General features: G+C 73.1%; 9 protein-coding genes. 4 read left to right on the top strand and 5 right to left on the bottom strand.

Annotation, left to right across the window (positions count from 1 at the left end; translation table 11 throughout):
- Positions 1-45 precede the first annotated feature (45 nt).
- Both ACMA1D_RS14280 and ACMA1D_RS14275 read right to left on the bottom strand, forming a co-directional pair.
- Positions 46-1335: a citrate synthase gene (locus ACMA1D_RS14280; protein WP_414724324.1), complete on the bottom strand. Its 1290-nt coding sequence runs from the start codon at positions 1333-1335 to the stop codon at positions 46-48.
- A 102-nt stretch (positions 1336-1437) separates the two neighbouring features.
- Entirely contained in the window at positions 1438-3729 is a 2292-nt protein-coding gene (locus ACMA1D_RS14275; protein WP_414724323.1) for an ATP-dependent RecD-like DNA helicase, read from the bottom strand.
- A gap of 1239 nt (positions 3730-4968) precedes the next feature.
- On the opposite strand from ACMA1D_RS14275, the gene ACMA1D_RS14270 reads away from it, so the two are divergent.
- Complete coding sequence (locus ACMA1D_RS14270) at positions 4969-6351, top strand: LacI family DNA-binding transcriptional regulator (RefSeq protein WP_414724322.1); 1383 nt, start codon at positions 4969-4971, stop codon at positions 6349-6351.
- Positions 6352-6669: 318 nt separating this feature from the next.
- Complete coding sequence (locus ACMA1D_RS14265) at positions 6670-7545, top strand: sugar phosphate isomerase/epimerase family protein (RefSeq protein ID WP_414724321.1); 876 nt, start codon at positions 6670-6672, stop codon at positions 7543-7545.
- Between the two features lie 226 nt (positions 7546-7771).
- On the opposite strand, the gene ACMA1D_RS14260 is transcribed toward ACMA1D_RS14265, so the two are convergent.
- Positions 7772-8737 (bottom strand): EamA family transporter, encoded by a 966-nt coding sequence (locus tag ACMA1D_RS14260; RefSeq protein ID WP_414724320.1) that lies wholly within the window; start codon positions 8735-8737, stop codon positions 7772-7774.
- Between the two features lie 141 nt (positions 8738-8878).
- Here ACMA1D_RS14260 and ACMA1D_RS14255 point away from each other — a divergent pair, with 141 nt between their 5' ends.
- Positions 8879-9787 carry a LysR family transcriptional regulator gene (locus ACMA1D_RS14255; RefSeq protein WP_414724319.1) on the top strand — a complete coding sequence of 303 codons (909 nt, stop codon included), beginning with the start codon at positions 8879-8881 and terminating at the stop codon, positions 9785-9787.
- A gap of 227 nt (positions 9788-10014) precedes the next feature.
- Here the strand turns inward: ACMA1D_RS14255 and ACMA1D_RS14250 are convergent, their stop codons facing one another.
- Positions 10015-11436 carry a S28 family serine protease gene (locus ACMA1D_RS14250; RefSeq protein WP_414724318.1) on the bottom strand — a complete coding sequence of 474 codons (1422 nt, stop codon included), beginning with the start codon at positions 11434-11436 and terminating at the stop codon, positions 10015-10017.
- A gap of 190 nt (positions 11437-11626) precedes the next feature.
- On the opposite strand from ACMA1D_RS14250, the gene ACMA1D_RS14245 reads away from it, so the two are divergent.
- Positions 11627-12085 carry a hypothetical protein gene (locus tag ACMA1D_RS14245; RefSeq protein WP_414724317.1) on the top strand — a complete coding sequence of 153 codons (459 nt, stop codon included), beginning with the start codon at positions 11627-11629 and terminating at the stop codon, positions 12083-12085.
- 356 nt (positions 12086-12441) lie between these two features.
- Here ACMA1D_RS14245 and ACMA1D_RS14240 read toward each other — a convergent pair.
- Positions 12442-14391, bottom strand: a 1950-nt coding sequence (locus tag ACMA1D_RS14240; protein ID WP_414724316.1) for an ABC transporter ATP-binding protein, incomplete at its 5' end; no start/stop codon positions are given.

Genomic DNA, 14391 nt, shown 5'->3' with positions numbered 1-14391 from the left:
CGAGGAGTCGCACGCGGTCCGGCCGCCGCCCCTCGCCGTTCTGGGCTAGCGCTCCTCCACGGGGACGAAGTCGCGCTCGACGACGCCCGTGTAGATCTGGCGGGGACGACCGATGCGGGAACCCGGCTCCTTGATCATCTCGTGCCACTGGGCGATCCAGCCGGGCAGCCGGCCGAGCGCGAAGAGCACGGTGAACATCTCGGTCGGGAAGCCCATCGCGCGGTAGATCAGGCCGGTGTAGAAGTCGACGTTCGGGTAGAGCTTGCGCTCCACGAAGTAGTCGTCGGCCAGCGCGTGCTCTTCCAGCTTCAGCGCGATGTCCAGCAGCTCGTCGGACTTGCCGAGCGCGGACAGGACGTCGTGCGCCGCCGACTTGATGATCTTCGCCCGGGGGTCGAAGTTCTTGTAGACGCGGTGCCCGAAGCCCATGAGCTTCACGCCGTCTTCCTTGTCCTTCACCTTGCGGATGAAGGTGTCGACGTCGCCGCCGGTGTTCTTGATGCCTTCCAGCATCTCCAGCACCGACTGGTTGGCACCGCCGTGCAGCGGGCCCCACAGCGCGCTGATGCCCGCCGAGATCGACGCGAACATGTTCGCGTGCGACGAACCGACCAGGCGCACCGTGGAGGTCGAACAGTTCTGCTCGTGGTCCGCGTGCAGGATGAGCAGCTTGTCCAGCGCACCGACCACGACCGGGTCGAGGTCGTACTCGGCGGCGGGCACCGAGAAGGTCATGCGCAGGAAGTTCTCGACGTAGCCGAGGTCGTTGCGCGGGTAGACGACCGGGTGGCCGACGGACTTCTTGTACGCGTAGGCGGCGATCGTCGGCAGCTTGGCGAGCAGCCGGATCGTCGACAGGTGGCGCTGCTTCTCGTCGAACGGGTTGTGGCTGTCCTGGTAGAACGTCGACAGCGCGCTGACCACGGACGACAGCATCGCCATCGGGTGCGCGTCACGCGGGAAGCCGTCGTAGAAGCGTTTGACGTCCTCGTGGAGCAGCGTGTGCTGGGTGATCTCGTTACGGAAGGTCGCCAGCTCGTCGACGGTCGGCAGCTCCCCGTTGATCAGCAGGAACGCCGTCTCCAGGAAGGTGCTGCGCTCCGCAAGCTGCTCGATCGGGTAGCCCCGGTAGCGCAGAATGCCCTGCTCACCGTCGAGGTAGGTAATCGCGGACTTGTATGCAGCAGTGTTGCCGTATCCCGAGTCCAGGGTCACCAGACCGGTCTGGGCGCGGAGCTTGCTGATATCGAAGCCGCTGTCGCCGACGGTGCTCTCGATCACCGGGTAGGTGTATTCGCCGTCCCCGTGCCGCAGTACTACAGAGTTGTCGCTCACGTCATCCCTCACCGACGTTGTGCCTCTTCTTCGAGGTGCCCTGACTAGCTCTACCTTCCCCCATTTGGACGATGAACGTGCACTCGGGGTCGGCCATCGGACCTAATTGCGGCACTCAGTGCCGCCATCATGCCCATCCTGCCCCCTTATCTCCGATTCCGGAAACCCGGCGGGTACGGCCCGGGCCCCGCCGCCACCCAGCCGGTGATCCAGTGCGGTGAACCGCCGGCCCGCGCTCACGGTGCGGACGGCCTGCCCCAGCGCCCGCCGGGAGCCCACCAGGACCACGAGGCGTTTCGCCCGGGTCACCGCCGTATAGAGAAGATTGCGCTGGAGCATCATCCACGCCCCGGTCGTCACGGGTATCACCACCGCCGGGTACTCGCTGCCCTGCGAGCGGTGGATGGTCACCGCGTACGCGTGCGCCAACTCGTCCAGCTCGTCGAAGTCGTACCCGACCTCCTCGTCCTCGTCCGTGCGGACCGTCAGCCGCTGCTCCTCGTTGTCCAGCGCGGTGACGACGCCCACGGTGCCGTTGAAGACGCCGTTCGCGCCCTTCTCGTAGTTGTTGCGGATTTGCGTGACCTTGTCCCCGACGCGGAAGACGCGCCCGCCGAAGCGGCGTTCGGGCAGGTCGGGGCGGGCCGGGGTGATGGCCTGTTGAAGCAGGCCGTTGAGGGTGCCGGCGCCGGCGGGGCCGCGGTGCATGGGGGCGAGCACCTGGACGTCGCGGCGCGGGTCGAGCCCGAACTTCGCCGGGATGCGCCGCGCGGCCACGTCCACCGTCAACCGCCCGGCCTCCTCGGTGTCGTCCTCCACGAAGAGGAAGAAGTCGGGCAGGCCCTGAGTCAGCGGCGGCACCCCGGAGTTGATCCGGTGCGCATTGGTGACCACCCCGGACTGCTGGGCCTGGCGGAAGATCCGGGTCAGCCGGACGGCGGGCACCGGGCTGTCGGGGGCGAGCAGGTCCCGCAGCACCTCGCCGGCGCCCACCGAGGGAAGCTGGTCCACATCGCCGACGAGCAGCAGGTGCGCCCCCGGCGGCACGGCCTTGACCAGTTTGTTCGCGAGCAGCAGGTCCAGCATCGACGCCTCGTCCACCACCACCAGATCGGCGTCGAGCGGTCGGTCCCGGTCGTACGCAGCGTCCCCGCCGGGCTTGAGTTCGAGGAGGCGGTGCACGGTGGACGCCTCGGCCCCGGTCAGCTCGGACAGCCGCTTGGCGGCCCGGCCGGTGGGCGCGGCGAGCACCACCTTCGCGTTCTTGGCCCGGGCCAGCTCGACGACCGAGCGGACCGTGAAGGACTTGCCGCAGCCGGGGCCGCCGGTGAGCACGGCCACCTTCTCGGAGAGCGCGAGCCGCACCGCCTGCTGCTGCTCGGGCGCGAGGTCGGCGCCGGTGCGCCGGGCCAGCCAGGCCAGTGCCTTGTCCCAGTCGACGTCCTGGAACGCGGGCATCCGGTTCTCCTCGCCGCGCAGCAGCCGGCGCAGCGACCCGGCCAGCGAGAGCTCCGCGCGGTGGAAGGGAACCAGGTAGACGGCGGTGACCGGCTCCCCTTCGGCGGGCCCTGGGACCGCCTCCCGCACCACCCCCTCCGGGTCTTCGGCCAACTCGCCCAGGCACTCGATGACCAGGCCGGTGTCCACCTGGAGCAACTTCACCGCATCGGCGATGAGTTGCTCCTCGGGCAGATAGCAGTGGCCGTTGTCGGCGGACTGGGACAGTGCGTACTGGAGGCCCGCCATCACCCGGTCCGGGCTGTCGTGCGGGATGCCGACGGCCTGGGCGATCCGGTCGGCGGTGAGGAAGCCGATGCCCCAGACGTCGGCCGCGAGGCGGTAGGGCTGGTTGCGGACGACGGAGATGGAGGCGTCCCCGTACTTCTTGTAGATGCGCACCGCGATCGAGGTGGAGACGCCCACGCCCTGGAGGAAGACCATGACCTCCTTGATGGCCTTCTGCTCCTCCCAGGCGGCGCCGATCATCTTGGTCCGCTTGGGGCCGAGTCCGGGCACCTCGATCAGCCGCTCCGGCTGCTGCTCGATGACGTCCAGCGTCTCCACCCCGAAGTGCTCGGTGATGCGGTCGGCGATCCGCGGCCCGATGCCCTTGATGAGGCCGGAGCCCAGATACCGGCGGATGCCCTGGACGGTGGCGGGCAGCACCGTCGTGTAGTTCTCCACCGTGAACTGCTTGCCGTACTGCGGGTGGGAGCCCCAACGGCCCTCCATCCGCAGCGACTCCCCCGGCTGGGCACCGAGCAGCGAGCCGACGACGGTGAGCAGGTCACCGGAGCCCCTTCCGGTGTCGACCCGCGCGACCGTGTAGCCGTTCTCTTCATTGGAGTAGGTGATCCGCTCCAGGACCCCTTCGACCACCGCGAGCTTGAACATGAGGCGACCGTACCGCCGGAGTCCGACACTCGTGCGAGCCTGTGGATAACTCCGCCACCAGCACCGCGCCCAGGGCCGGGCGCAGCCCCCGCGGTGCCGCACTCCCGCCACGAAGCGCCAGGTGGTGGCCGGTTCGCGGCCGGCTGGTCGGGGACAGGGCCCCGAGGGAGGGGGAGGTTGCGGGACTGCGGGGCGGCGGGCCCGAATTCGCGAGGGAACTACGGGGTCGAGTCCCTGAGGGGGCGGCGGCGGGGCCGGCTGTTCCTGAGGGGCCCGGTCAAGGACCAGACCCCTCAGGTTCCCCCTCCACTGGCTCCGCTCGAAATCCCCCCAGATTCCCCTCCGCAGGAGCCAGTGACAGTAACGACCCCCTGCGGCCGGGAAGGGTTGCACGATTTCTCGCTGTTATCTATCCGTTACGTGCGGTCAGCGGGTACGTGCTGCGGCGGGACGGCGCGCGGGCTGCGGAAACGCCCGGTGGAGCCGCCCGGGGGCCGCTCCGCCGACGGCCGTGGAAGGTGGCCTCGGCAGCCGGCCCGGGCGTGGTTACCATGTGGCTCCCCCGGGGTCGCCCGGGGTTCGCCCCGCTCGCACTTCCCTGGGCCAGCCCATGGCAGCTCCGCCACCGCTCCGTCCCCCGCCCCGCCCGCCCGCCAGCCCCAACAGCCCCTCCCCGGACGCCCCTTGGCCGCCCGCGCGCCCAACGTCGCCGCCCGCTCCCACACGCGCGCGTACCGCCGCCGCACGCCGCACCGCCGACCGGCCGCGGCAGCAACCAGCGCCCCCGGCAAGGGAGTTGCATACGGGGCGCCTCCTCCGCACGGTGCTCCGCGCGCCCGCGCGTCACGTACGACGCCTCCCACCGTTCCAAACGCCGTACGCGGGCCCCGGTCGGGGCGGCCGGTGGGGCGGGCGACGGGTGCCCGCCACCGTGCGTGCACCCGGCACCGTTACCCTGCGCCTTGGCCGGGGGCGTACGCAGAGCGCACCACGGCCCGGCACTCCGGTCGTGCCCGGCGGGCGCCGGCCGCTCGGCGACGGGGCCCGGCGCCCCGTGCGGACGGGCCGCCCCGCGCGCCGCCGCGCCGTGCCGGGGCCGCGCCGTGGGCACCGGCAGGACCACGAAGGCCAGCCGCAGGACCACGGTCCGCGGCGCGACCAACGACACGATCGACACGACGGCCGGTTCGGCAGCACCGACGACAGTAGGGGTGAAGGACGGCGGATGGAGCGGAAGCGATGACGGTGACCCTGGCGGACGTGGCGGCGCGGGCCGGGGTGTCGGCGGCCACCGTCTCCCGGGTGCTGAGCGGGAACTATCCGGTCGCCGAGGCCACTCGGGCCCGGGTGCTACGGGCCGTCGACGACCTGGACTACGTGGTCAACGGGCCGGCCAGCGCGCTCGCCGCGGCCAACTCCGACCTCGTGGGCATCCTCGTCAACGACATCGCCGACCCGTTCTTCGGGATCATGGCGGGGGCCATCCAGGCCGAGATCGGCGGCGGGCCGCCCGCGGCTCCCGGGCCCGACGCACGGGGCGCGGCGATCGGCGGTCCCCCGGCCAAGGCGCCGACGGGCCCGGCCAGCGCCGGTGGCGCCGAGAAGCTAGCCGTCGTCTGCAACACCAACGGCTCCCCCGAGCGCGAACTCACCTACCTCACCCTGTTGCAGCGCCAGCGCGCCGGGGCCGTGGTGCTCACCGGCAGCGCGGCGGACGACCCGGCGTACACGGAGCGGCTGGCTGCCCGGGTGGCGCGGCTCACCTCGGCCGGCACCCGGGTGGTGCTCTGCGGCCGACCGCCGGTGCCCGGCGCGCTCACCCTCACCTTCGACAACCGCGGGGGCGCCCGCCGCCTCACCGAGCACCTGCTCACCCTCGGCCACCGACGGATCGGCTACATCGCCGGGCCCGCCGACCGCACCACCACCCGGCACCGCCTTGAGGGCCACCTCGCCGCGCTGGCCGCGCACGGCATCCCGACGCCCGCCGAGGTGCCCCAGGCCGGCGGCCCGGCCGGCCAGCGGACCGACGGCGGCCCGCCCGCCCCCGACAGCGCGCCGCGCCTGGCCCCCGTACCGCCGGCCACCCGCGCGGAACTGCGCGCCGTACGGGACGGGTCCACTGCCCCGGCGCCCGCGGACGGCCCGGACCCTGACGGGCCGCTGACCGGCGCGCCCGCCGCTGCGCCGGCCGGGGGCGCCCACGCTGAGCCGGCGCCGGCGCCGCCGGCGGACCTGCCGCTGGTGGTGCACGGGGCGTACGACCGGGCCTCCGGGTACGACGCGACCTGCGAACTCCTGCGGCGCGAGCCGGGCATCACGGCGCTGGTCGCCGCGAACGACACGGTGGCGCTCGGCGCCTGCGCGGCCCTGCGCGACATGGGCCTGAGCATTCCGCGGGACGTGTCCGTCGCCGGCTTCGACGACCTGCCGTTCAGTGTGGACGCGGCCCCGGCGCTCAGCACCGTACGGCTGCCGTTGTACGAGGCGGGCGCGCGGGCCGGCCGGCTCGCGCTGGGTCGGGAGGCCGCGCCCCCCGGCGGCGTGGCCATGATCCGCGCCGAGCTGATGATCCGTAACTCCACGGCGCCACCGCCCACCGACCCCGCCGAGACGTCGTGAGCCGTCGGCGGTGCCGAGCCGACGGGGGCCCCAGTCGCTGGGGCGCCCCTGGGACGGTGGGCAGTCGCGGGCCGGTCACCGACCGGTTCAGGAGCCGGGGGCAACCACCGGCAGTGGCACACCCACAGGTGTAACAGTGACCTCTGGGGGCACGCGGAGGTAACGACAGCCCTGGTGGCGCGGGGCGGGGCCCGTGCCGGCGTTGGTCCGGCCGGGCCGACCGCCCGGCGTGCCGTACCCCCTTCGGCTGTGTGCGCCCGTGCGCACCCCTGTGTCCTGCCGTCTGCGCCCGCGCGCACCTGTGTCCTGGAGCCCCGCATGAAGCTCGCCTTCTCCACCCTCGGCCTGCCCGGCCTGCCCGTACGCGACGTCGTCCGACTGGCGGCCGAACACGGCTACCAGGGCGTCGAACTGCGCGCCCACCCCGAAGAGCCGGTGCACCTCGGACTCGGCCCGGCCGAACGAACGGCGGTGGCCGCGGAGTTCCGCGCGGCGGGCGTGGCGGTCCTCACCGTCGCCGGCTACGTGCAGGTCGCCGCCGCAGGCCCCGACGCACCCGTCCTCGCCGAGTTGCGTGAACTCCTCACGCTCGCCCACGACCTGGGCGCGGAGTACGTCCGGGTCTTCCCCGGCGGCGGCGACCAGGACCCTGACGAGGCGGACGCGACGGCCGCCCGCCGACTGGCCGCCGCCGCACCGTACGCCCACGACGTGGGGGTGCGCGTGCTCCTGGAGACCCACGACTCGCACCGCACCGGGGCCGCCGTCTGCCGCGCGCTCGGTCCGGTCGGCCACCTCGACGTCGGCGCCGTCTGGGACGTGCTGCACACCTGGCTGGGCGGCGAGGACCCGGCCACCTCGTACGCGGTGCTCGCCCCGCACCTGGGCTACGTGCAGGTCAAGGACGTCGCGTCGGCCGAGGACACGACCCCGCTGCCGCTCGGCGCCGGGGTGCTCCCGCTGCGCGCGTGCCTCGCCGAGTGGCTGCGCGAGGACGCGACGGGCACCACGCTGCCCGGCCCCGGCCGTACGGGGTGGGTGTGTTGGGAGTACGAGAAGCGCTGGTACCCGCAGGCGGCCGAGTTGGCACCGCTGCTCGCAGCCGGCCGCGACCGGCTGCACGCGCTCCTGGCCGAGGCGTCGCAGGACGCACGGCGCGGCACCGCTGGCCGGGGGGCCGAGGCCCGGCCGTAGTGGCGGGCCCCGTACGCCCCCCCTCAGGCCCCGACGCTGGGCCGAGCCCCGCGCGCGGGTCGGGGTGCCGGCTCGGGTTGGGGTGCCGGCTCGGGTTGGGGCTCGGGCCCGGGTTCGCGGTGGTTCGGCTCCAGGCTCGGCTCTCGGCCCCGGGCTTCGGGTCCGCTCCCGGGGCCGGTCACCGACGCGGGCCGGCCCCCGCCCCGCAGCCCGCAGCCCGCAGCGGTCACCGCGCCGCAGTGGCGCTCCCCGCCGGCTCCGCCGCGACCCGATCGCCGGGCCCGCCGGCCCGCGCCCCGGCCCGCCCGTCGGGCCCGCCGCCAGCCCGCCCCCCGCGTCGGACGCCGGCGAAGGAGGTCAGCGCCACTCCGCCCACCAGCAGCACCGCGGCCAGCCAGCGCAGCGGGCTCACCTCCTCGTTCAGCAGCAGGGCCGCGGACGACATCCCGAAGACCGGCACGAGGAGCGAGAACGGGGCGACCGCGGACGCGTCGTACGTGCGCAGCAACAGGCCCCAGGCGCCGAAGCCGAACAGGGTGGTGAACCAGGCCACGTACGCGATCACGCCGAGGCCGCTCCAGTCGAGGCCGCGCAGCGCTTCCAGGTCCGCGTCCGGGCCCTCGAACAGCAGCGACAGGACCACCAGCGGCAGCACCGGCACCACGCTCACCCAGACCATGAACCGCAGCGCGTCCGGCGGTGCGGCCTTGCGGGTCAGCACGTTCGACACGCCCCAGCAGAGCGCGGCGGCCACCACCAGGCCCAGCCCGACGAGCGGGCCCGAGGTGCCCTCGTCCACCGCGGCCACCGCGATGCCGACCAGTGCCACACCCATCCCCACCAGCCGTGCCGGGCCGGGCCGCTCGCCGAGTACGAGGGCGGCGAACAGCACCGTGAACACCGCCTGCACCTGGAGCACCAGCGAGGAGAGCCCCGCTGGCGCCCCCTGCTGCATGCCGATGAAGAGCAGCCCGAACTTGGCCACGCCGAGCGCGAGCCCCACCCCGATCACCCAGCGCCAGGCGACCTGCGGCCTGCCGATCAGGAACACCGCCGGTACCGCAGCGGCGGCGAACCGCAGGGCGCAGAACAGCAGCGGCGGGAAGTGGTCGAGTCCGATCTCGATGACAACGAAGTTGACGCCCCAGGCGGCGGCGACGAACACGGCCAGGGCGATGTGAACGGGTCGCATGCCGTCGAGCATCGCTCCGCCGAACCTTGTAGCACCAGCGCAAGTGTCTTCATGGTTGGATGAAGCATTGCTACAAGCTGCCCCGAGGCGGGCGGTGGGGCCGACAAGGCGATACGGGCGAGGGGCGGAGGGGGCGGACACATGTTGGACCTGGCGCGGTTGCGGGCGCTGCACGCGGTCGCCGTACACGGTTCGGTCAGTGCGGCGGCGATCGCCCTCGGCTACACCCCGTCGGCCATCTCGCAGCAGATCGCCAAGTTGGAGCGGGAGACCCGGACCACACTCCTCGAACGGCAGGGCCGCGGCATTGCCCTCACCGACGCGGCGCAGCACCTGGCCGACACCGCGCAGGAACTGCTGTCCATCGTGGAGCGCGCCGAGACCACGCTCGAAGAGCGGCGCGGGCAGCCGTCGGGCCGGCTGGCGATCGGCGCGTTCGCCTCGGCCGCGCGCGGTCTGCTCCCCTCCGTACTGGCCGAACTCGCCACCCGGCACACCGGGTTGGACACCCGGATGATCGAGGTGGACCCGCACCTCTCGCCCGATCTGGTGACCCGCGGCGTGATCGACCTGGCCGTCGCCCACGACTGGGACATCTCGCCGCTGCCGGCGCCCGACGGCGTGGAGCGGGCGGTGATCGGCGACGACCCGTCCGACGTCCTGGTGCCGGGCGACCACCCGTTCGCCGGCCGCGCCGTGCTGCGCCGCGCCGACCTGACCGACCAGCGGTGGATCTGCCAGCCGCCCGGCTCGGTCTGCCACGACTGGCTGGTGCGGACGCTGCGCGCCTCCGGCCACGAACCCGACCTGGCGTACCAGGTCGCCGAGTACCACACCCAGTTGGCGCTGGTCGCGGCCGGTCTCGGAATCGCCCTGGTGCCGCGCCTCGGCCGGGGCCCGGTGCCGGACGGGGTCGTCGTCGTACCGCTCGAACCGACCCCCGTGCGCCGGCTGTACGCGCTCTGGCGCCCTGGCGCCGCCCGCCGCCCGGCCATCACCGAGACCGTACGCATCCTCCAGGAGCACTGGCCGCACCGCGCGGCCGGCTGACCCGCGCGGCGCCCCACTCGCGCACCCCGCCAGCTACGACCCGCAGTCCATGGCCCGCGGCCCCGCCGCGCACCGGCCACCCCAGCCTGGCCTGCCGCAATCGGCCGCGCCGTCCCGCGCCCGGACGCGCGGGAGGGGCGCCCGGAATCCGGACGCCCCTCCGCATCGGCGAGTCACCACACCGGCCGGCCACGCGCGCACGTACCGGTGTCGACCAGCCGCCTCCGCTACGGCCGCAGTGCGGACTCGCGGGTCAACTCCTGGCGGTCGAGCTTCTTGTCGTACGCGGCCAGCGGCTTCGCCGTCTGCGCGCCGGACTTCACGGCCGCCGGCTGCACGCCCGCCCACTCCAGGACGCGCGCGGTCGCCTTCGCCTTCTGCGCGGCGGGCAGCCCGGCGATGTTGGCACCGTGGTTGGCGCCGGGCGCCGTGTACACGTACGAGTCGTTGCGCTGCTTCACGTGGAACGGCTCGGCGCCCCACGGGTCGTTCTGGCCGTTGACGAACAGCATCTGCTGGCCGTGCTGGCGCACCCAGTGGTCCACGTCCCGCATCGGGCGCGGGTCGAAGCGCATCGGGATCTCGGCCGGGACGGAGTGCCGCGGCGCGTCGATGCCCGGGTAGCGCAGCAGGTCACGCAGCTTGCTGTACTGCACCGTCGGCCAGCCCATCTGGGTGCCCGCCTGGTAGTAGTACGGCGTGTAGCCGGCCAGGCCCTGGTCCGTGGTGGACTCGAAGCCGGAGATCTTGTCGATGTAGTTGTAGAGCACGTCGTCGGACGCGGTCGGCGCGGGCACGTCGGCGCAGTCCTTCTCCAGGCTGTACTGCCAGAACGCCCAGGCCAGGCTGATCACGGCGTTCTCGTACGCCTTGTCGGCGCTGCCCATCACGGTGAAGGTGCGGCCCTGCTCGTCGGCCCACTTCTGGTAGCGGGCGACCAGCCGGTCCCGGCGCTCCAGGGCCTCGCGCTGCACGGCGGTCAGGCTGGCGCGGCACTCGCGGTTGCCGACCCGGGCGAAGAACCGGTCGTACGCCGAGTCCTCGTGGTTGACCACGTCGTTGGGGGCCACGTACGCGACGGTGCCGTCCATGTCGTGCGGGTAGAAGCGGCGGAAGTACGTCGCCGTCATGCCGCCCTTGCTGCCGCCGGTGGCCAGCCACTTCTTGCCGTAGATCGGCTTGAGGGCCTGGTACAGGCGGTGCTGGTCGCTGGCGGCCTGCCAGATGTCGAGCTTCTTCCAGTCGGCCGGCTGCGGCCGGGACGGGGTGAAGAAGCGATACTCCATGGAGAGCTGGTTGCCGTCGATGATCTGCGTCGGCTCACTGCGGCGCGGGCTCGTGCTCACGTTGTAGCCGGAGGTGAAGAAGACCGTGGGGCGGTCGACGGACTTGTGCAGCAGCGTGATCCGCTGCTTGAACGTCCCCTTCCACGGGCGCCGGTGGTCGACCGGCTGTTCGTAGTTGAGGACGAGGAAGCGGTACCCGTCGTAGGGCTTCTCCTCTATGAAGCTCATCCCCGGTATGTCGAGGATGCGTTCCTTGATGTCGTCCGGTTCCGCGGCGGTGGCCGTACCGGCCGAAGCAGAGCCCACACTGACGGTGCCGATGAGCACCACCAGCGTGAGCAGCCATCTGAGCGACTTGTGCATTCGCCCTCCCCAGGAGTTTCACAAAGTTCACAGTGGTCGCCGTGAACCTATAGGGAGCACCTGCGAACGGCTAGCCCCAGTTCGCAGGGGGTGCAGTGACTTCCGTCCCGGCCCCGGAGCGCCCGGCCGGCCGCCGTTACGCTGTGTCGGCCCCCTCCCCTCGTTGGGTGAGATGACCCATGCTGTCGGCATGGACCGAGAGGAACCCCAGGGGCCCGCGGCCCCCGAACCGAGCGAACGGGCCGAACGGTTACGCCAACACCTGAGTGATCTCGCGCAGCGCATCGATCCGCCGTCCCTCGAACTCCTGATGCGGCTGCTCCGCGAGCTCAGCGTCTCACCCGCGGTGCGCGGCGGCACCTACGAACTGGGCATGGGCCCCGAGGAACGCGAGCTGTTCACGCCCGACCTCCAGGCCGAGCTCCTGGTCCTGTTCGGGCTGCTGACCTCGCAGGACGAGCGGGTCGTCGTGGACCTCGGGGACACGCCCTACGCCAAGGGCATGAAGGTCCTCGTGCCGCAGGACCGCGCCTGCGACCCGGACTTCCTCGACCGGCACAGACGCCGGGTGGCCGCCGAGGCGGCCGAACGGGAGGCGGACCGCCGCGAGGTGGAGGCCATCGCCCGCGCGAGCGGGATGGAGCCGTAGCCCGGGCGCTGGCTCGGCTGACCCGGTCCGGCCTGCCCCCGCGCCCCCCTGCCCCGCCCCGCCCGGGTGACCGACCTGGGGCGCCCCGTCCGGAGTGGCCGTCTGGGATGACCGGCTGGAGTGACCGGCTGACGGTACGCCCGTTGGGGTGATGCCGCGGCCGGTACGGGCCGGCGGCCCGGTCCTAGGACAGGGCGGCCGGGCTGAACCGGCCTTACAGCCGGGCACGGGCACGGGCACGGGGCAGGGGCGCGGGCGTCCGGCGGGGGCAGGACGGGCCGGGACCGTTGCGCGGGCGCCCGGGCGCGGGGTTGGGGCGAGCCGGGGCGGCGGCGCGGCGCCCGGGCGCGGGCCCGTCAACCCGCGACCGCAGCCGTCGTGGCCTTATCGCCCCCCGTGAAGGCGTGCCAGAGCCGCGCGTACCGCCCGTCGCGCGCCAGCAGTTCCTCGTGCGTGCCGTCCTCGACGACCCGGCCGTGGTCCAGGACCACCACCCGGTCCGCGCGCGCGGCCGTGGTCAGCCGGTGCGCCACCACCAGCGTGGTACGGGCCCCGGCGAGCCGGTCGGTGGCCTGGTTGACCAGGGCTTCGGTGGCCAGGTCGAGCGCGGCGGTCGCCTCGTCGAGCAGCAGGATGTCGGGACCCACCAGCTCCGCCCTGGCCAGGGCTATCAACTGCCGTTGCCCGGCGGAGAGGTTGCGGCCCCGCTCGGTGACCTCGTGCAGGTAGCCGCCGTCCAGCACGGCGATCATGTCGTGCGCGCCCACCGCCCGCGCCGCGGCCTCCACCTCCGCGTCGGACGCGTCGGGGCGCCCGTACGCGATGGCGTCCCGCACCGTGCCGGGGAAGAGGTAGGACTCCTGCGGCACCACGCCGAGCCGGTGCCGGTACTGCGCGAGGTCCAACTCGCGCAGGTCCGTGCCGTCCACGGTCACCCGGCCCGCTGACGGGTCGTAGAACCTGGCCACCAGCTTGACCAGGGTGGACTTGCCAGCACCGGTCTCGCCGACGAAGGCCACCGTCTGGCCGGCGGGTATGCGCAGGTCGATGCCGGTCAGCGCGGCCTCGGTCTGCTCGCCCGTGCCGTAGTGGAACTGCACGTCATCGAAGGCTATGTCGCCGCGCAGCCGCTGCACCGGCCGCGGCGCCTCGGCCACCGGCGTCGTCGTCGGCTCGCGCAGCAACTCCTGCACCCGGCCCAGCGAGACGGTGGCCTGCTGATATCCGTCGAAGACCTGCGAGAGCTGCTGCACGGGGGCGAAGAACAGGTCGATGTAGAGCAGGTACGCCACGAGCGCGCCCGCGGTGAGCGTGCCGTCGCTGACCCGGCCGGCGCCGACGATCAGCACCAGCGCGGCGGCCACCGACGACAGCAGTTGGACGAACGGGAAGTACACCGATATCAGCCACTGGCCGCGCACCCGGGCCTGCCGGTAGGCGTCGCTGCGCTCGGCGAACCGCTGCTGGCCGCTGTCCTCGCGGCGGAACGCCTGCACGATGCGCAGCCCGGCGACGTTCTCCTGGAGGTCGGCGTTGACGGCGCTGACCCGCTCGCGGGCCAACTCGTACGCCTTGACGCTCTGGCGTCGGAAGAAGACGGTGCCGACGATCAGCACGGGCAGCGTCGCGAAGACCACCAGGGCCAGTTCCACGTCGATGACCAGCAGCGCGACCAGGATGCCGAAGAAGGTGAGCAGGCTGACCAGCGCGGTGACCAGACCCGTCTGCAAGAACGTGGACAACGCGTCGACGTCGGTGGTCATCCGGGTCATGACCTTGCCGCTGAGCTCGCGCTCGTAGTAGTCGAGGCCGAGCCGCTGGAGCTGGGCGAAGATCTTCACGCGCAGCGAGTACAGGACGCGCTCACCGGTGCGCCCGGTCATCCGGGTCTCGCCGATCTGGGCGGCCCACTGCCCGAGCACCACCAGCAGGGCCAGGCCGGATGCGGCCCACACCGCGTTCAGCGCCATGCGCTGCACGCCCTGGTCGATGCCGTGCCGGATCAGCACCGGCAGCAACAGCCCGGCCAGCGCGTCCAGCGAGACGAGCAGCAGGCTGAGCGCCAGTGGTTTGCCGAAGCCGCGCAGCAGTTGGCGCAGCCCGTAGTCGCGCTCCGGGCGGGTCGCCGCGGCCTCGTCGATGTCGGGGGTGTCGGTCGCCGGGGGCAGGGCGGCGACCTTGGCGAGGAGTTCGGGCGTGGCCGGCATGCCGGCCATCGCGGCGGCGACGCCGGGGCCCGCGGCGGGCGCGCCGGCCTGCCCCGCCGCGCCGGCGCCGGACCGGGCTGCGCCGGCCTCCGTGGGGCC

Origin of the sequence: Streptomyces sp. 796.1, from assembly GCF_047525675.1 — a bacterium.
In the GTDB taxonomy this organism is placed as follows: Bacteria; Actinomycetota; Actinomycetes; order Streptomycetales; family Streptomycetaceae; genus Streptomyces.
Note: the sequence above shows the minus strand (reverse complement) of the source record. Positions and strands in the feature narration are given on the sequence as shown.